The organism is Luxibacter massiliensis, assembly GCF_900604355.1.
Taxonomy (GTDB): Bacteria; Bacillota; Clostridia; order Lachnospirales; family Lachnospiraceae; genus Luxibacter; species Luxibacter massiliensis.
Genome location: NZ_UWOE01000001.1, coordinates 1,240,502 through 1,259,143, shown reverse-complemented (window position 1 = coordinate 1,259,143; position 18,642 = coordinate 1,240,502). Strand labels below are relative to the sequence as shown.

Annotated in this window: 14 protein-coding genes and 1 tRNA gene; 3 read left to right on the top strand and 12 right to left on the bottom strand. The window is 46.6% G+C overall.

All coding sequences use genetic code 11. From position 1 onward, the window contains the following. Positions 1–7: 7 nt before the first annotated feature. Both asnB and EFA47_RS05830 read right to left on the bottom strand, forming a co-directional pair. Complete coding sequence (gene asnB / locus EFA47_RS05840) at positions 8–1,888, bottom strand: asparagine synthase (glutamine-hydrolyzing) (protein ID WP_122642409.1); 1,881 nt, start codon at positions 1,886–1,888, stop codon at positions 8–10. A gap of 543 nt (positions 1,889–2,431) precedes the next feature. Beyond that, positions 2,432–2,506 (bottom strand) — tRNA-Pro (locus EFA47_RS05830). Positions 2,507–2,615: 109 nt separating this feature from the next. On the opposite strand from EFA47_RS05830, the gene EFA47_RS20145 reads away from it, so the two are divergent. Genes EFA47_RS20145 through EFA47_RS05815 form a run of 3 tightly spaced genes read left to right on the top strand, consistent with a single transcriptional unit; the run spans position 2,616 to position 3,967 of the window. Further along, entirely contained in the window at positions 2,616–3,083 is a 468-nt protein-coding gene (locus EFA47_RS20145) for a spore coat associated protein CotJA (RefSeq protein ID WP_235853224.1), read from the top strand. Beyond that, on the top strand, positions 3,080–3,349 hold the full coding sequence (locus tag EFA47_RS05820; RefSeq protein WP_122642407.1) for a spore coat protein CotJB: 270 nt from the start codon (positions 3,080–3,082) through the stop codon (positions 3,347–3,349). The genes EFA47_RS20145 and EFA47_RS05820 overlap by 4 nt, the downstream gene beginning before the upstream one ends. A gap of 3 nt (positions 3,350–3,352) precedes the next feature. Further along, on the top strand, positions 3,353–3,967 hold the full coding sequence (locus EFA47_RS05815) for a manganese catalase family protein (protein ID WP_122642406.1): 615 nt from the start codon (positions 3,353–3,355) through the stop codon (positions 3,965–3,967). Positions 3,968–4,041: 74 nt separating this feature from the next. On the opposite strand, the gene EFA47_RS05810 is transcribed toward EFA47_RS05815, so the two are convergent. The 10 genes from EFA47_RS05810 to EFA47_RS05765 form a co-directional block, all read right to left on the bottom strand. After that, positions 4,042–4,236 carry a heavy-metal-associated domain-containing protein gene (locus EFA47_RS05810; protein WP_122642405.1) on the bottom strand — a complete coding sequence of 65 codons (195 nt, stop codon included), beginning with the start codon at positions 4,234–4,236 and terminating at the stop codon, positions 4,042–4,044. A 10-nt stretch (positions 4,237–4,246) separates the two neighbouring features. Further along, positions 4,247–4,549 carry a metal-sensing transcriptional repressor gene (locus EFA47_RS05805; RefSeq protein ID WP_122642404.1) on the bottom strand — a complete coding sequence of 101 codons (303 nt, stop codon included), beginning with the start codon at positions 4,547–4,549 and terminating at the stop codon, positions 4,247–4,249. A gap of 19 nt (positions 4,550–4,568) precedes the next feature. Then, positions 4,569–6,824, bottom strand: a complete 2,256-nt coding sequence (locus EFA47_RS05800) for a heavy metal translocating P-type ATPase (RefSeq protein WP_122642403.1) — start codon at positions 6,822–6,824, stop codon at positions 4,569–4,571. A gap of 412 nt (positions 6,825–7,236) precedes the next feature. Then, on the bottom strand, positions 7,237–8,541 hold the full coding sequence (locus EFA47_RS05795; protein WP_122642402.1) for a S1C family serine protease: 1,305 nt from the start codon (positions 8,539–8,541) through the stop codon (positions 7,237–7,239). Positions 8,542–8,671: 130 nt separating this feature from the next. Further along, a complete protein-coding gene (glmS, locus tag EFA47_RS05790) occupies positions 8,672–10,498 on the bottom strand; it encodes a glutamine--fructose-6-phosphate transaminase (isomerizing) (protein WP_122642401.1) in 1,827 nt (608 codons plus the stop codon). A gap of 151 nt (positions 10,499–10,649) precedes the next feature. Then, positions 10,650–13,109, bottom strand: a complete 2,460-nt coding sequence (locus EFA47_RS05785) for a S8 family serine peptidase (RefSeq protein WP_122642400.1) — start codon at positions 13,107–13,109, stop codon at positions 10,650–10,652. A 328-nt stretch (positions 13,110–13,437) separates the two neighbouring features. Next, a complete protein-coding gene (locus EFA47_RS05780) occupies positions 13,438–14,895 on the bottom strand; it encodes a cohesin domain-containing protein (protein ID WP_122642399.1) in 1,458 nt (485 codons plus the stop codon). A gap of 22 nt (positions 14,896–14,917) precedes the next feature. Next, on the bottom strand, positions 14,918–16,261 hold the full coding sequence (locus tag EFA47_RS05775) for an LCP family protein (protein ID WP_122642398.1): 1,344 nt from the start codon (positions 16,259–16,261) through the stop codon (positions 14,918–14,920). Between the two features lie 117 nt (positions 16,262–16,378). Next, positions 16,379–17,299 (bottom strand): glycosyltransferase, encoded by a 921-nt coding sequence (locus tag EFA47_RS05770; protein WP_122642397.1) that lies wholly within the window; start codon positions 17,297–17,299, stop codon positions 16,379–16,381. A gap of 25 nt (positions 17,300–17,324) precedes the next feature. Next, positions 17,325–18,629 carry an LCP family protein gene (locus EFA47_RS05765; protein ID WP_122642396.1) on the bottom strand — a complete coding sequence of 435 codons (1,305 nt, stop codon included), beginning with the start codon at positions 18,627–18,629 and terminating at the stop codon, positions 17,325–17,327. Between the last annotated feature and the right edge of the window lie 13 nt (positions 18,630–18,642).

Below are 18,642 nucleotides of genomic sequence, written 5' to 3'. Positions count from 1 at the left end.
GCTGTCCCTACCTGGCATTTACAGCAGGATGCACAGGTTTCCCATGCCCAAAAAATCTGTCATACCACACAAGGAATATATATACGGTCCAAATTTTGCGGCTATTGTCCGTCTTTTCATTGGTCCGTCTACTCTCTCTGTGGTCATCTAACAGTTTCACAAGCATTTCCGTATTAAAAAACTTTCTGGCTGCTTCTGACGTAAACATTTGTTTTACAGTATTATAATATTTCTCCTCCTTAAGCCACACCCGGATAGGAATTGGAAAGCCTAATTTCTTCTTCTCAGCAGTTTTGCTCCTGATAACCTTCTCCGCAGCCGCCCTGAGGGCCACTTTAGTCCTGGGTGCACGCACCTTATACTCAAGGGGCAGGGACTGTGCCAGTGCCAGTACTTCTTTATCTAAAAAGGGTACCCTCACTTCTAATGAATTGGCCATTCCCATCTTATCGCCTTTCATCAAAATGTCATGCACAAGCCATAAATGTAAATCTACATACTGCATTTTTGTCACTGGGTCTTTCCCTTCCACCCTCTTATACAGTGGGCGGGTCACATTCTGTATCTGCGGGAGACATCCCTTTTTCAGAATCTTATTGGCCTCCCTCTCCGTAAAAATATTCGTGGCATTGGCAAAATACCGCTCCTCAAGCGTTTTCCCATGGCGCATCAGGAACCCTCTTCCCTTCATTCCCCGGGGCAGGCAATACTCTGCAAATTTCCCCAACAGCCTGCGCAGGGACCGGGGAATCCTGTCAAACCCTGTGTGTTCCAATGGCTCACAATAAATATTATATCCTCCAAACAGCTCATCTGACCCCTCCCCGGAAAGGACCACTTTTACTTTTTTGGATGCCTCCTGGCTCAGGAAATATAGTGCAATTGCCGCCGGATCTGCCACAGGCTCATCCATGTAATACTGGATATCTGACAGATGGTCCCAATACTCGTCGGGAGTAATGACCTTGGCGTCATTTTTCATGTTAATGCTGGCAGCAAATTCCTTTGCATCCTGGATCTCACTGTACTTACCCTCGTCAAACCCCACTGTAAATGTGCGGTCCACCTGCCCTAAATAGGTCAGGTAACTTGAATCCACACCGCTGGATAAATAGGATGCGACCTCCACATCACTGATTTTATGTTTCTCCACAGATTCCTTCATTACCTGCTCAACATCGTCCACCACTTCCTCAAATGTCTTTTTGCAGCTGCCGGTAAACTCTGGCTCAAAGTAGCGGGTAATCTTCATCTCCCCATTCTCATAAGTGAAATAATGTCCAGGCTGAAGGCAGAATACACCTTTAAAAAATGTCTCATTGGTCGGCACAAACTGAAAAGACAGATAATTTCCCAGGGCAGCCTCATTGAATACTTTGTCAAACTTAGGATGCTCCATAAAAGATTTAATCTCTGACCCGAACAATAGAGTCCCATTCATGCATGCATAATATAAAGGCTTAATGCCAAAAATATCTCTCGCAGAAAATAGTCTTTTATTCTTACGGTCCCAGATTGCAAACGCATACATGCCGCGAAGCCGGTTTACGATCCCCTCCCCCCACTGCTCAAATCCATGGAGCAATGTCTCGGAATCTGTGTTAGAGACAAAGGCATGTCCTGCTTCGATCAATTCCTGCCTCAGTTCCTGATAATTATAAATTTCTCCATTAAAAACAAGAACCAGGCTCTTGTCCTCATTATACATAGGCTGGTTCCCCACCTCTGAAAGGTCTATAATACTGAGCCGCCGGAATCCAAGGGCAGCATCCTCATCCAAAAACCTCCCCTCGCTGTCTGGCCCGCGGTGTATGATTGTATTCATCATATCGATAAGTACATTCTCTCTATTTTCAACTTCTCCTACAAACCCTGCAAATCCACACATAAATCGATGTCTCCTTTTTACTGCAAATTATATTGAAAACTCCCACAGCAGGCTGCACAACCGCCGCTTTGCAGGCAATACTTTCTATACAGGCATTGCCGGCCCGGCAGTTTTCTGTCTGTACAAGACATATAGTATAGCTCTGATTGAAATACATCCCCCGGGCAGTTCCTGTATGAGAACAAAAAATTTATCTTCTATAATAATTTGTCCTATATTATAGCTTTTTTTACATATAAAAACAACTTTTTTCTTATAAAGTAAAAATACACTGCTTTTGGCCGCGGCCCACAGAGATACAGTGCTGCTTTGCACTGCTTCACTTAAATTGGGATGACAGGATTCACGCCTGTAGCTTCACGGGGCAATATACAGTGTATTTATAGTTGGTTCCGGCCTGCATTCTGACGGAAACCTAAAAGAAAAAGATTATCCAAAACTGAAATGTCAAATCCGAAAATTTAACATCTGTAGGATAATCCCGACTAAAGTCCACCAGATTTTATACTTGAAATAAATAACCCCTGCAGAACAGGGGCCAAATCGGGGTGACAGGATTCGAACCTGCGACCTCACGGCCCCCAGCCGTGCGCTCTAACCAAACTGAGCCACACCCCGTCATCACTTTTTCTATTATATATGACTTTTACTAAAATGTAAAGTGGAACCTTTTTAAATTTCTCCCATAATATAAAATTGTAAATGTTAAATGAAGGAGATATCGCAAATGGCGAATTGTCAAAACAATATGCGTTACGGCAGGCAGATGAACCAGAACAATAACTTCCGTACCGCACCGAACCATAACAGCGGATTTCGCAATATGCCGGCTAATGACTGTGGATGCCGCAACACACCGGCTGGATCAGATAATTCTGCTGCCAGAGGCCCTGAACGCCAGCGCCGTTCCCAGGAGCCATGTGGCTGTGGCTCACCGGAAACACGCGAAGGAATGAGTCCCGAAAGGCAGCGCCGAATGGCAGAAATGCGCACCCCTGAATGTGCTGCAAAGAACCACCATACCTCAGAAGGCTGCGAAAACCGCGACCCCCTCAGAAGCCTCCCTATTGCCATGGCTTATGTACCCTGGCAGAGATGGCAGAATCTATTTGAATCCTGTAAAGGTTTCGAAAAAGGGACTATTTTTGAAGATCTTTACAAACCATTCCACGGGAGAGGAGGCTGTAATCGATGAGTAACTGCCCATGTAAAAAAGATTTGATGGATCAAATCAACACTGTAAGCTTTGCTGTTGACGATGTTAAGCTTTTTCTGGATACCCACCCATGTAATGAAGAAGCGCTTTCCTACTTCCATGAATACAGCCGGCTTAGAAATGAAGCTTTAAGAGAGTATGCGGCGTATTATGGCCCTCTGACCATCGACACTGCTGTTTACTCCTGTGCCGACAGATGGGATTGGATTAATGAGCCATGGCCATGGCAGGAAGGAGGATGCTGATTTATGTGGAATTATGAGAAAAGATTGCAGTATCCTGTGAAAATCACACAGACGAATCCCCAAATTGCCAAAATTATTATTACGCAGTTTGGCGGGCCGGACGGTGAACTGGCTGCTTCTATGCGCTATCTTTCACAGAGATATACAATGCCTTACAACGAAGTTATTGGTACACTGACTGACATAGGTACAGAAGAATTGGCCCATATGGAAATGATCTGTGCCATCGTCCACCAGCTGACCAGGAACTTGACCCCTGAGGAGATTGAACAGTCCTGTTTCGGCGATTATTATGTAGACCACACCCTCGCTCTTTGGCCACAGTCTGCAAGCGGCGCGCCGTGGACAGCAACTTATTTCCAGTCAAAGGGAGACCCGATCACTGACTTGCATGAAGATATGGCGGCAGAGCAGAAAGCAAGAACTACGTACGACAATATCCTGCGGCTCGTAAAAGACCCAGAAGTCTGCGACCCGATCAGGTTCCTTAGAGAACGTGAAATCGTACACTACCAGCGCTTCGGCGAGAGCCTCAGAATCGTACAGGATAATCTGGACAGCAAAAACTTCTACGCAATAAATCCTGAATTTGATATCCGCCAGAACTGCGGCTGCTAATAAATAACAACAGTTAGGTACACCACTGAAATAAGTTTAGGACGTAACCTTTTATAAAAAGGTTACGTCCTAATCTACTCTACCGTCCCTTCAAACCCTAAGTCATCCAATGTCTCCAGGGCTGTGCTCACGCAATGTTCGCATCCGTCAATGGTGACGGTTTTATCAGCCAGGCTTACTTTAAAGTCCAACCCGTCCTCTGTCATTGCTTTTGTAATTCTCTCTACGCATTTTTCACAATGCATCCCTTCTACTTTGATTACTGTCATGGTTCTCCTCCTATTTCATTAATTTTTGGATTGTGGCACATAGTTCGTCTACCGCCTCTTCCCTGCCGTCACGGATGTCTTCCACAACACAGGTCTTTATATGGTTGGCAAGCAGTTCTTTGTTAAATGCATTTAATGCCGACTGTACTGCTGATACCTGCACGAGTATATCTACACAGTATCTTTCTTCCTCCACCATATTTTTGATTCCCCTAACTTGGCCTTCTACCCTATTCAGGCGGTTAATCAAGGCCTTATATTCTCCGGGCTGCCTGTGTGTTTTCTTTGTGCAGAGAGCATCGTTCTTCTCCACTGTTTCACCTGCTTTCTGTCTATAGTTTTAAATTCCGAAGCCTCAGTGCGTTGCCTACAACTGAAACTGAACTCAAGGACATGGCCAACCCTGCAAACATAGGGCTTAATAAGGTGCCTGTTATTGAATAGAGCACGCCAGCCGCCAAGAATAACCCACAGGAATTATAGAAAAATGCCCAGAACAGGTTCTGCTTTATATTGCGGATGGTAGCTCTGCTAAGCCGGATCGTCTTGTCTACATCATTCAAATCAGACTTCATCAAAACAATATCACTGGAATCCAGGGCAATGTCACTCCCGCTCCCCACAGCCACTCCTATATCAGCCTGCACCAGGGCTGGGGCATCATTGATGCCGTCCCCCACCATCATAACACATTTCCCTTCTTCTTGTAATCTTTCTACTACGCCTGCCTTATCCCCAGGCATTACTTCGGCAATCACCTGATCTGCCCCCACCTGTTTTGCTATATATTCAGCTGTCCTTTTATTATCCCCAGTTAGGATATAAACCTGAAGGCCCTGCTTCTGCATATGGGCGATAGCTTCGCGGCTGGTAGGCTTCACCGGGTCGGCCACGCTGATGACTCCCGCTGCCTCCATCTCCCCTTCCTTAACCCCTTCTGCCAGAAACATTGGAGTCTGGCCTTTATCCGCAAACTCTCCTGCCGCTTTCTCATAAACCCCCAGAGAAATCTTCTGCTCCTCGCACAGCCTCTTATTCCCGATAAAGTAGAGCTTTCCGTCCACCATGGCACGGATTCCCTGGCCGGTAATGCTTTGGAATTCTTCCACTTTTTCAAGCTTTATATTTCTTGCCTTAGCTTCCTCCACAATGGCCTGCCCGAGTGGATGTTCCGAAACCTGTTCACAGGATGCCGCTATTTTTAAAAGTTCTTCCTGGGACATTTTCTCAGCGCGCACCTCAATCACTTTGGGACGCCCTTCTGTCACTGTGCCCGTTTTATCCAAGACAACTGTGTCCGCTTTATGGCTCATCTCCAGAGCCTCCCCGCTTTTTATCAGGATGCCGTGGCTGGCGCCCAGTCCAGTCCCGACCATAATAGCCGTAGGCGTGGCAAGCCCTAACGCGCAGGGACACGCTATAACCAATACTGACACAAAAATTGTCAGTACAAATGTCAATTCATATCCCAGAAGTATCCATACAATGGAAGCTATCACTGCAATAGCCATAACTGCAGGGACAAAGTATCCCGCCACAACATCCGCCAATTTGGATATAGGGGCTTTCTTCCCCTGTGCGTCTTCCATCAGGCGGACAATCTTTGCCAGAGTAGTATCTGCCCCCACCCTTGTAACCTGTACCGTGACAGCGCCCTGATAGTTCACACTTCCTCCAATTATTTCTTCGCCAGGGGCCTTTTCCACCGGAATGCTCTCACCGGTCAGCATGGACTCATCCACTGTAGTATGCCCCTCTGCCACTATGCCGTCCAGAGGTATGCGGCTTCCAGGCCTGACCAGTACAAGTTCACCTGTTTTTACTTCCTCTACAGGTACCTCCCTGTGTTCACCGTCGCGTATCACAATTGCTGTGTCAGGTGCTAATTCCATCAGTTTCCGTATGGCCTCTGTGGTCTTTCCTTTGCTTCTGCCCTCCATATACTTTCCTACCATGACAAGAGTCACCACAATAGCCGCAGACTCAAAATAAAGGTTGTGGACTGCATCCATATCATAAGGTATCCTGAATGTCATCACAAGGCTGTACAGAAATGCACTTCCCGTCCCAAGGGCCACCAGGGAATCCATATTGGGATGTCCTTTAAAAAAGCTTTTAAAGCCTACTGTATAAAACTTTCTCCCGTTGATGAGAATCCAGGTAGTCAATACCAGCTGGGCAAGTGCAAAGTTCAGCGGACTTTCATGCATATCCAAAAACTTAGGAAGAGGCATTGGGAAAGGTACCATATGCCCCATAGAAATATAGAGAAGCGGGATGGCCAGAATAATATTCATAATCAGGCGGTGCCTGGTCTTTCTAATGGCAAGTTCCATATCTTCTGCATCGCCGGCCCTCTCCTTCTTCGTCTTTTCAACATATTTCTCAGCCCCAAACCCAGCCCTCTCTACTTTAGAGATAATCTTACTGTCTTCCAGAAATGTGTCATCATAGGTAATCGTCATAATTCCTGTAGTAAGGTTTACATTACTCTCCTGCACCCCCTCCATCTTTCTTGTCACCTTCTCAACAGAACTGCTGCATGCCGCACAAGTCATGCCTGATATTTTATATTTTTCAGTAACCATAGTTCTCCTCCTATCCCGCCTTCTATTGCCCGCCCCTATAGGGCCGTAAATATGACTCATAATTTATGCCCTGGCCAACCGCCATAATCAGCGGCATATCCCAGCCAAGTTCTTCCTAAACACGCTGCCATGTGGCAGCCAGCCGCCATACATGAACCTCAACTGTACTTTTGTATAGGAAAGGTATACTCAAACCTCTCCCCCGCATCTATATACCCTATCTAGGTATGTATCTATAATATACCCTATCTAGGTATATGTCAACTACTATTTAAAAGGTTATACTAAATTTTAATAAGTTATTCCTTTAAGATAAAAAACAAGATATTCCTATAAGACAAAAAACCGCAGAAACTGGATTTACCAGCTTCTGCGGTTTTGTAATAGTTCCATCAAATATTGATTTGGCTCTCTAATTAGACTTTTCTCCTAAAACAACTTCATAAGTCTGCTCTTTATATTCCCCATTATTTTCAGGAACCTGGACTGTCAGGGTCACTTTCTCGCCTTTGGCATAATATTTCAGTTCTGCCTGCAGGCCATCCATGCTGTTCACCTCTGTGCCATTTAAGGCTGTAATGACTCCGCCCTTAGCTATGCCTGCTTCTTGGGCGCCGCCTTTGTCCGTCACTTCTGTGATATATACTCCCAGGGGCATATTGAACCTCTCTGCATAATCGGAAGTCACATCAAAGCCTGTGATCCCCAGATATCCACGCTCCGACTCTGATACCGGACTCTTGGTCTGTTGGTTCATCAGGTCTGTAATAATGTCAGATACGTCACTGATAGGTATTGCATATCCTACCCCTTCCACAGAACTGCCGACCAGCTTTGAGGAATTAATACCAATGACTTCGCCGCTGGCATTCACAAGTGCGCCGCCGCTGTTCCCTGGATTAATGGCCGCATCTGTCTGGATCAGCCTTACGTCGCTGTCACTTGCCTGTCCTGTCAGAGCCTCTGTTGTCACGCCTTCACGGTCTACCGCACTGATAACACCAGTTGTGACTGACTGCCCGTAGCCAAGAGCGTTGCCTATCGCGATGGCCGGCTCGCCTACTTTCAGTTTTGTAGAATCTCCAAGTGATGCTACCGCAACTGCATTCATTGTCTCCTCTGAGATGCTGTCCAAAGGTACTGCGATCACCGCCAGGTCATGGGAGGGGTCTGTCCCCTTAATCCCTGCCTCCACACTTGTATTATCATTGAATGTAACTGTCAGGGTCTCGCTGCCGTCCACCACATGGTTATTTGTAACAATCAGCAGCTCATTATCATTCTGGGCAATAATAATACCCGTGCCTGCACTCTGGCTTTCCTGCTGAGTAACCCCTCCAAAGAAGTCCTGTACCTGCTGCACACTCATATTCGTGATCGACACAACAGATGGCATTACACTCTCCACCACCCCAGAGACATCGGATGTAACGACGCTGGATGTCTTTGTCAGGGAGGTATTGCTGACTTCAGCCGTACTCTTGGACGAAGATTTCTGGGAAGTATTCAAGCCTAGAATTTTGCTCCCCACAATATTGGATGTTAAAAATGTGGCGCTTGATACTACTCCAAACAGGAGGGCGCAGCCGGTAATCATAACAGCTTTCGGCACCTTTGCCTTTGGTTTTTTGTTGTCTGAGTTAAAATTCTGCTGGCTATTATACTGAGCATTCCCCTGCTGTCCATCGGGATTGTAATAATTATACTGATTATCCATACAAATTCCTTCCTTCTCTTGTATTTTATATTAAATATAATAGCCTCCGTTTGTGACAGAAGTGTGTTTAATTATTTAATAAAGTTTGAAACAACAAGTATATTTATCTCTGCACCGGGTTAACTGCAGCCTACTCCACTGTGACCGATTTTGCCAGGTTCCTGGGTTTGTCAATGTCGCAGCCTCTTCCCACAGAAATATAATACCCAAAAAGCTGAAGGGGGATAATGGCCAGAGAATTTGTGAAATATTTATTTGTCTCTGGAATATAGATTACATAATCCGCCGCACGCTCTACTTCATCATTTCCTTCATTAGTCACAGCCAGCACAAAGGCGCCCCTTGTCCTGACTTCCACCATATTACTGATCATTTTCTTGTACAGGTCTTCCTGGGTCAGAACAGCCGCCACCAGGGTCCCTTCCTCAATCAAGGAAATGGTCCCATGCTTTAACTCTCCCGCCGCATATGCCTCAGAGTGAATATAAGAAATCTCTTTTAGTTTCAATGAGCCTTCCATTGAAATTGCATAGTCGATTCCCCTGCCTATGAAAAATACATCTCTGGCTGCTAAATATCTGTTTGCAAATTTCTGAATCCTATGCTGGTTATTGAGGAGCATATCTACCTGATCCGGAATCCGTTTTAAATCCTCTATATATTCCTGCTGCTGAGTATCTGTTATCTGTCCCCGTACATGCGCAAATTTCACCGCCAGGAGATACAAAGCAATCAGCTGGCAGGAGTAGGCCTTCGTGGTGGCCACTGCAATCTCCGGCCCTGCCCAGGTATACATTACGTTGTCCGCCTCCCGGGCAATGGAGCTGCCTACCACATTCACAATTCCAAGGACCTTTGCCCCCCTGGCCTTGGACTCCCTGAGCGCCGCCAGGGAATCCGCCGTTTCACCTGACTGGCTGATAATGACGACAAGCGTGCCCTCCTCCAAAATCGGGCTGCGGTACCTGTATTCAGAAGCCAGGTCCACCTCCACCGGTATTCTGGCCATACCCTCAAATACATATTTATTGGTCATGCCTGCATGGTATGCAGAGCCGCAGGCCACAATCATAATTTTACGGATACTGCGGATTTCATCGTCCGTCATATTCAATTCCTCTATGACAATTTCATTACCTTTAATGCGCGGGGAAAATGTATCTGTAATCGCCCTCGGCTGCTCATACATTTCTTTCAGCATAAAATGCTCATATCCGCCTTTTTCTGCCGCATCCACATCCCAGGCAATATGCACAGATTCTTTCTCTATAGGTTCTTCATCCACAGTAAAAAACTCCATGGTACTGTCCGTCATCCTGACAATCTCTTCATTTTCAATAAAATATACATCCCTTGTATACTTCAGCACCGCCGGCACATCTGATGCGATCACACATCCACTTTCTGAGTGGCCCACAATAAGAGGGCTATCCTTGCGGACCGCATACAGCTCATCGGGATGATCCTTAAACAGGATGCCCAAGGCATAGGAGCCTTCCATACGGTGCATAATCTTTGTGATAGTCTGGAGTGGATTCCCCTGATAATAATAATCTAAAAGATGCGCGATTACCTCCGTATCTGTATCTGAGATAAACTCATATCCTTTTTGGGCCAGCTTTTTTTTCAATTTCAAATAATTTTCAATAATCCCATTATGGACAACTACGATACTTTCTTCTTTGTTGAAATGGGGATGTGCATTGATATCCGACGGCTCTCCGTGGGTCGCCCATCTGGTGTGCCCTATTCCGATTTTTCCCGGCAATGTGGCCCCGTCATGGGTCAGCTCACTTAGCACTTTCAGCCTTCCGCGGGACTTCTTCATACCGATCTTACTGCCGTCATACACAGCAATCCCGGCAGAATCATATCCCCGGTATTCCAGCTTTGATAAACCGTCTAATAAAATCGGAGCCGCCTGTTTTTCCCCTACATATCCAACTATTCCGCACATATAAACTCCCTTCGTATTGTCTGATTATTTAGCCAGAGCGTGTCTGGCCATTTATGTAATTGGCAAACCTGCTCTCTTAGAACTACAGGAAGTATTGTAGCAAATTTTTAATAATTTGTAAATTCGTAATCAAGCCTGCCGCCGGATACCCCTATTTTCTGAAAACATCTGCTGTACTCCCCGGAGCTGCCCCGCCCTTCTGGACCAGCATGACCTGAATCCCCTCCAGGCGTTTTGCCTTTCCTTCACTTCCCGAAGCCTCCCCGTTCTTTGCCCATCCAAGCCAGCCGTAAGTCTGCACATGGACACGGTAATATACGTCATACTTTTCTTCCAGCTCTCCGGTAAGCCGTATGCGGACCGCCTCCAGCCTTTTTGCTTGGCCTTCCGTCCCACTCATCTCCCCGTCGGGATGCCATGTATCCTCCCAGCCATAAGTCTGTATATGGGTCTGGTACTCTATGCCACCCTGGTATGCTGGCTCATCTAGTTCAATACAGAGTCCCTCCAGGCGCTTCGCTTTGCCTTCTGTCCCACTTGTCTTGCCGTCGTACACATATCCCTGCCAGCCATAGGTCTGCACATGAGTCTTATATTTTACCAGAGGATGGATATAAGGCCTTTGCGTGTTTCCCGGAGGAGTGCCGCCTTTAGGCGTCAAAACAACCTGCACTGCTTCCAGGCGCTTTGCATAAGAGGATGTGCCTGCCGCCTGGCCGTTTGCAGCCCAATCCAGCCAGCCATAAGTCTGGGCATGGACACGGTAGTACACATCATACTTCTCCGCCGCCTGGCCTGTCAGACGTATGCAGACAGCCTCCAGCCTTTTAGCCTCCCCTTCCGTCCCGCTTATGGCCCCGTCAGAAACCCAATCCTGCCAGCCATAGGTCTGCACATGGGTCTTATATTGGATCCCACCGTCCACCGTCAATCCATCCAGTTTGACCTGAAGGGCCTCCAGCCTCTTTGCCTTCCCTTCAGTGCCGCTTGTATTCCCACCAGAAACCCAGTCCTGCCAGCCATAAGTCTGTACATGGGTTTTATAATTCACTTCAGGCAGTGCCGTATCCGCGTTATTCCCCTGTGTCCCTCCCGGCTGCTGGTCTGCTCCCCCTGAGGGCTGGGAGGGTTTTTGTGCCTCTCCCTCAGCCAGCTTCCCGGCACGTACTGCAGCTTCTTGAACCGCTTTGTAGGCATCTACCAGGCCATAACCCGTGTATATGTCATATCCTTCTGTGTTGATATCTGTGGCTGTGGCCCGTAAAATGTCCTTCACCGCGGCTGGGTCCAGCGACGGGTTCACAGAAAGCATCATTGCGGCAACCCCTGTTACAACCGGTGCGGCCATGGAAGTGCCTGACTGGCTCCCGTAAGACGCCCCTGCTTTCGTGCTCCATATATCTGTCCCCGGGGCAGAAATATCCTTCATGCTCCCGTAATTGGAGGTGCTGCTCTTGTTATTATTCCGATCTACATTGATCACACTGATTGTGGAAGATAAATCTCCTGGCACGCTGGTAATCTCTCCATTATCATATACCGCATTGCCGCTGTCGCCATTGCCTGCCGCACAGACCACAGTAATCCCTTCAGCCATAAACGAATCAAAAACTTTCCTGCAGCCCTGTACAAGCAGCTGATATTCCGCCGAGGCTGTATTTAAATTAATGCCAAGGCTTAAATTTATCACTTTTGCCCCCTGGCTCCTGGCATACTCCATCCCTTTAAATAAATAGGAAAAAGTAGTTTTAGCCCCTGGAAATATATCAATGACCATCAAATCCAGGACTGAATTATCATAGGCGCTGGCAGTACCTGCTATTCCGATGCCATTATTCGCCTGTGCTCCCAGAATGCCTGTGACATGGGTTCCATGGGTAGTTCCCGCTGTGGCGCCTGACACATTCCCAAGCTGATAACCATCTCCCTTCAGCGGTCCCTGTGTACTGTCCGGGGCATCAGATAGGATTTCAGCGCTTCCCCCAAGGTCAATTATATTAGCCAAGTCAGGATGGGAAATATCTGCACCCGTATCCAGCACAGCCACCTTTACTTTCTCATGGGGCACCTGCCCTATAATGTCCCAGGCTTCGGGGACATGTATCTGCTCCAGATACCATTGAGACGGATAATTCTCGTCATTTACCGCCTGCTGGGCCATGGACTGAACCATTTCATCCTCACATGTTTCTAATATGTAATTGGGCATGGCAAATTCAACCCTCTCATCAGCTGTATAGGATTCCACGGCCTCTGCCACCGTACTCTCATCTGACAGCTCAACTACAGAAACTGCTGTGCTATCTGCAGTGACTACTGTATCTTTTACCTGGTCGTCATTTTCCCTGGCAAGTGTCTCCACCTCTTCTTCTGAAACAATATCAGACTCATAAAAGACCAGCACTTCCCCCGTAACATACTCTGCGGCTCCGTCTGTCTCAGTGTCTGTGACTGTAGTGTCCTGGCTTTCCACCAGGGATTCCTCCTCATAGGACTCTCCTTCCCCCTGCTGTACATCTTCAGCAGTAAGAACTATGTAATCACTGAAAACTAACGCCCCTGCCAGCAGAACTGCTGTCAGCCTTTTCATCCCCCTGTACATTTTTCTCATGATCCTGCCCCTTTCTCTCCTTTAAAAATTAAAGTTCAAAAAACATACTGTTTTCTCTTCCGTACGCTGCCCCTCAGTGGGGCTCTCCACTCTTCATCTGCCTATATCCTGCTGCCAAATCCCTCTTCTATGTACAGTCCGCACATCCCCAGAAGGTTCAATCATATCAGGAAACCAAAACTTTCCGGCAAACAAAAAGAGCATTGCCTGCTGCAACGCTCTTTTTGTTTCTGCACTGACTCTATCTACAAGCGTGCCGCTGTATTGCCCATACTGGCCGGCCCGCTTTCACATCCTGCTTCTGTATAGTCTTCCGGCCATAGGCTTTTTAAATATCAATAAAATCCATGGAGTAGTCATCTTTTTTCTTCTTTGATTTTCTTACAGGCTCTTCCTCATATTCCTCGTATTCATCGTAGCCATCCTCATCCGAATACTCGTCATAGTCCTCATCCTCGTAGCCGTCATCTCCATAACCGTCGTCGTAATCATCATAGCCGTCATACTCATCGTCCGCATATTCGTCGTCGTACTCATCATCCTCGTACTCATCTTCTTTTGCATCACTAAAACCAGCAAATTGCTGCCTGGATTTCTTCGCTACACGGGGAACATCATCACCGTCCCCGCCTCCTTCCGCATCCAGTCCATATTCATCATATAGATCGTCAAGTTCCTGGTTTCTGTGGGAAAGCTTTACAGCCAGTATGATTATAATAATGAGAAGGAGGAGAATAACTCCCCACACCACACACATTATAATGGTCAGGTATTTCTCCAGAAATCCCATCACTTTATCCGTCAGGGAATTGCCTGTCTCTTCCTCCTGTACAGTGGGCACAGTATATCTCTGATAAGTTTTTTCCGTCGTATCATACTGATAATACCCCTTAGACCCAACGCTGCTGAGCGCATATACCAGATAATATTCCTGCTGGGAAGTATTCTGCCATGCGGTAAATACTTTCCCACCTATATCAGTGGTAGTCTCCTGATACTCCCCGGGCAGCCCTTCTTTGTCCTCATGGTTTATCAGATAGATGGACAAATCTGTATTCACATCTACCACCTCTGTCTGGGTAAAAGAGCCGTCATCCGTACTATATAAAAAATAATCTGAATTTCCGCTCTCATCCTCCAGGTAGAACATATACTGTCCGCTCTGCTCCTGTACCATGGCCTTTGTAGCCGTACCGTTCAGCTCCATATCCGTAGCTGTAAATCCATTCGGCACGGCTGCCTCTGAGAAGTTCTCATTGACTGTATAGGACTTCCCGTCCACATCTACCTGCAGGCCGCCTGTAGACGCCTTACCGCTGCTGCCTGACTCTGCATCGCTAACCGGCGTCCCGCCCTGGATGGTTACAGAAGCGCTTCCAAGAGAAAGATTCAAAGCTTCATCTGAATATAAATAAGCTGTATAGGTTGTTGCCTGCACGGAGGCAGTCCCCTCCTTCAAAGCTGTGAATTCCATAGAATAGCTGGCTTCTGATGAGGTTCCGTCTCCCGTGCCGCTAAGCTGCAGTGTGCCGTCTCCCCCTGTCACATTTGTACCACTGACAAATTTTAGAATCGAGGTATCATAAGTGACCGTGATAGCCGTATCGCCAATGGCTGCACCTCCAGTACTGACCTTAGCCGTCACTGTGACATTCTCTCCGGCTGCTGCAGTCGGGTCAGAGAACGCCAGCGTCCCCTCCGCTGCAAATGTAATAAATGAAAAGCTTATAGCTGCCAAACATAAGGCCGCTGCTGCTGCGCCCAGCCTCTTGACTATTTTCTTCATGTATCCCTACCTCTTTTGCAATCTAATATAATCCTGTGTCTGTTCCCTGGCCTGCCGTCCCATCCGCCGTACTGTCAGATACCCCGGCATCGGGGATATTTTCTGTGGCAGTGCCTGCATCAGTGCCTCCCCCTGTATTATCCTGCACTTCATAGCTGTTGCCCACATCTGTATTCCCCCCATAGCCGCCTGTCCCCTGCACATCAGTTGTGCTGTTATACTGGCCGGAACTATAAGTATCGGAATTGCTGTAAGGGTCATTATAATAGTCTGTCCCAGAATAATCATTATATTCGGATGTATCATCTGTTGTGCTGTATAAAGCATGGTTCTGTATCTCATCGCTTATCTCGGCCACTGTGGAAGAATACGTATATCCATCGTCACCAAAGAGAAATTCATGAAGCTGTATCACATTACTCTGCAGCGACTGGGGGATAACAGAACTCCCCACGCCGGTCAATGTAGCCGTGGAATTATCGAAGGGGAACCCACTTGTCTTCCCGAGTTTATAATCAAAGGCGTCCTTCGCATAAGCCAATATCTCTGTAAGTGTAAAATTAGTGGCTATTTTAGGGAAAACCTTATCGATTATTTTATTTATTGTAGATAGGTCCGCCGACTGGGCCTTTTTAACAATCTGTTCAAGAACCAGCCTCTGTCGTTCTGCCCGTTTAAAATCATCCCCGCTTGTATAACGGATCCGGGCATAGGATACCGCCTGGATGCCATCCAGAGTCATCTTGCCATCGTGGTCCAAAAGCTCTGTCGTGCGCCCTACCACCTTAGACGTCTCAGTGATATAGCCATTAACCCAATAGGCCTCCTCCCCTGTCAGTTCCAGCTCAATTCCGCCAAGAAGATCTATAACGTCAGCCAATGCATTGAAATTAACAGTGACATAATGCTGTATATCCATATCCAGATTTTTGTTCAGCATTGCTACTGCATCCTCTGCCCCGCCAAATGCATATGCCGCGTTTGCTTTATTGTAGGAACCGTCTGACTGCTGCAGCAAGGTATCCCTGAATATAGAACACATCTTGACTTCCTTCGTCTCCCGGTTCAGGCTGGCTATCATAATGGTATCGCTCCTCTCGCCGGCACCCAGGGTATTATCCCGGGAGTCCAGGCCAAAAAGGGCCACGTTTAAATAGCCTGTCTCGTTATACTCAACTTCATCAGAAATATTAAGCTTCTCAACATCCAGCTGTGTTGTTTCTATTTTCCCAAGTTTTGACGCTGCAAACGCCACGCCCGCAGTTGTCAGCAGTACTAAAACACCACCGAAAACAGCCAGGATGATCTTCCATGAAGCCAGGCCACCCTTCGCTCTTTTCCTTCGCCTTCCTCTTCTTTTTGCCATTGTATTTCCTTCCTGATTTTATCATATTTGATATTAGGGCCAAAAAGTATTTGATAAGTACACTTTATCATACAATATTTTTGCCGAAACTGCAATTATATTTTTGTGATTATTTGTTCATACTTCCCAGTATTTGGGTGTGGCAGTACAAAACCTTACTATACCTTGTGGCAGCTTCCTGTAATTAACCCCCAGCTTATAACCTGCAAGTTTAGAGGCGCTCTGGAAAAACAGGCTGAAAAGAAGCCATGGTTTTCTGCTGTGTATAAGGTAGGCCGCCGTCTTTCTTACCAAGCGCAGGCCTTCACCTTCCGGGGGAACCTCCTTAAAAATCTCAGGGCACTGTGCCTGGGAAACTCCCATGTCAAAGTTTCTTTTGAACTGCTCTTTACATCCATAATTATGGGAATGGATGACCTTTGCCTCAGCCACATATGCACATTTATACCCGGCCTTTATCATTCTGGCCGCCATAATCATATCTTCATTAAATATCACCCGCTCCTCAAACCCGCCTGCCCGGTTATATACTTTTCTGCGGTAGGCCGCACATACATCTGAACAGAAATATGCCTTAATTCCCATCGTCTCTACGGAATGCATATCCTTTTTAAAACTGGCATCAGGATAATTAAATTTTCTAGTATACCGCTCTATTGTATTACAGTCCGGTTCCGGCAGCTGCCTTGCATAAGCGCAGGCCACATCCCCATCGTCGAAGGCAGACATAAGTTTTTCCACCAAATGCTCGTCCACAGGCACTGCATCCTGTGTCATGCATATAAAAAACTCACTGCCTGATGCTTCCACTGCTTTTCGGCGTGTGCCTCCATGGTTAAATTCCCGGGAGGTAATCTGGCTCACTTTTATCCTGCCGTCCAGTGCCGCAAGCTCCCACGGGAACTTGCCTCCCTTTGTGTTTATAATATAGATATTTTGTACAGGATATGTCTGTTTTATAAGAGCACGTATCAATCTGCCAAACTTATCGTCAGGTTTATATGTCGGAATAATAATATCCACACTTTTACAGGCCATCCTCCATCCTCCCGTATTTTCTCAGCTATTCATAAGTATATCCATCCGAACTGCCATATCCATTATCCGAATAGGAACCCCCATCCGTATACCCTGAGTCAGAATAGCCGCTTTCGTCCGTATAACCTGAGTCAGAATAACCGCTTCCGTCCGTATAACCTGATCCTGAATAGCCGCTTTCGTCCGTATAACCTGATCCGGCGTCGCTATTCCCATCGGTATAGCCTGAACCCGAATCGCCGCTGCCGCTGGAATAAGTGTACTCTCCGGCAATCCCTGTCAAATATGCCACATCCTGATCCACCTGTTCTACTTTTGATGATACCTTGTAGTCTTCCACCCCAAACAAGAACTTGTGGAGCTGGCTTACATTGTCCGCAAAGCCAATTGGCACAACATATGAACCTTCCAGGCCAATCACATCTTCCGAGGTCGTCACATCAAAAGGAAACCCTGTCATCTCTCCTATATTATAGGAAACTGCACTGGATGCCAGTCCAATAAAATCACTGGCGGACAGATTTGTGGAAACCTGGGGCAGAACCTTGTCTATAATATTGTTTAAAGTTGACAGCTTTGCTTTTTTTGCCTTTTCTACTACTTTTTCTAAAACAGTCCTCTGACGTTCCGCACGTTTAAAGTCATTGCCTTCCGTATAACGTATACGCGCATAGGATACTGCCTGGATCCCATCCAGGGTCTGTAGGCCGTCATGGTCTAAAAGAGTAGTCTCTCTTCCTACTACCTTGGAAGTTTCTGTACTGTATCCATTGACATAGTAGGCCTCCTCACCTGTCAGGTCAATTTCAATGCCTCCAAGCAGGTCGATGACATCTGCCAGTGCATTAAAGTTGACACTCATATACTTCTGGATATCCAAATCCAGATTCCTGTTTAAGAGGGCGATGGCTTCCTCCGGCCCTCCAAAGGAATAGGCCGCATTCGCCTTTTCATATGTGCCGTCCTGCTGCTGGGAAAGCATATCCCTAAATACAGAAACAATTTTGACCTCTTTTGTCTTATTATTTATACTCGCAATCATAATCGTGTCGCTTCGGACACCGCCTTCTAACTCACCTTCCCTGGAATCCAGCCCAAAAAGGGCGATATTCGTAAATTCACCTGTATCCTGGTATATCTCCAGATTAGAGGTATCCAGTTGTTTGTAGTCCAATTTATCAAACTTGGTCATTGCATAGGCTGCCGCCCCCAGAAGAAGCAGCAATATAATTTCAACAATCAAGAGTATGATTCTTCTCCTCATCTTCTTTTTATGTAACAAAGCCCTCTGCTGCTTTGTCATCTTTGCCCTTGATTTTTTACTTGCCATGATGAAATCCCCT

What these genes read in the sequence shown, in the direction of transcription:
- asnB (WP_122642409.1), bottom strand. Translation starts at nt 1,888, where the DNA reads ATGTGTGGATTTGCAGGGTTTGTAGGAGAAGTTGAAAATAGAGAGAAT.
- EFA47_RS20145 (WP_235853224.1), top strand. Translation starts at nt 2,616, where the DNA reads ATGGCGAATTGTCAAAACAATATGCGTTACGGCAGGCAGATGAACCAG.
- EFA47_RS05820 (WP_122642407.1), top strand. Translation starts at nt 3,080, where the DNA reads ATGAGTAACTGCCCATGTAAAAAAGATTTGATGGATCAAATCAACACT.
- EFA47_RS05815 (WP_122642406.1), top strand. Translation starts at nt 3,353, where the DNA reads ATGTGGAATTATGAGAAAAGATTGCAGTATCCTGTGAAAATCACACAG.
- EFA47_RS05810 (WP_122642405.1), bottom strand. Translation starts at nt 4,236, where the DNA reads ATGACAGTAATCAAAGTAGAAGGGATGCATTGTGAAAAATGCGTAGAG.
- EFA47_RS05800 (WP_122642403.1), bottom strand. Translation starts at nt 6,824, where the DNA reads ATGGTTACTGAAAAATATAAAATATCAGGCATGACTTGTGCGGCATGC.
- EFA47_RS05795 (WP_122642402.1), bottom strand. Translation starts at nt 8,541, where the DNA reads ATGGATAATCAGTATAATTATTACAATCCCGATGGACAGCAGGGGAAT.
- glmS (WP_122642401.1), bottom strand. Translation starts at nt 10,498, where the DNA reads ATGTGCGGAATAGTTGGATATGTAGGGGAAAAACAGGCGGCTCCGATT.
- EFA47_RS05785 (WP_122642400.1), bottom strand. Translation starts at nt 13,109, where the DNA reads ATGAGAAAAATGTACAGGGGGATGAAAAGGCTGACAGCAGTTCTGCTG.
- EFA47_RS05780 (WP_122642399.1), bottom strand. Translation starts at nt 14,895, where the DNA reads ATGAAGAAAATAGTCAAGAGGCTGGGCGCAGCAGCAGCGGCCTTATGT.
- EFA47_RS05775 (WP_122642398.1), bottom strand. Translation starts at nt 16,261, where the DNA reads ATGGCAAAAAGAAGAGGAAGGCGAAGGAAAAGAGCGAAGGGTGGCCTG.
- EFA47_RS05770 (WP_122642397.1), bottom strand. Translation starts at nt 17,299, where the DNA reads ATGGCCTGTAAAAGTGTGGATATTATTATTCCGACATATAAACCTGAC.
- EFA47_RS05765 (WP_122642396.1), bottom strand. Translation starts at nt 18,629, where the DNA reads ATGGCAAGTAAAAAATCAAGGGCAAAGATGACAAAGCAGCAGAGGGCT.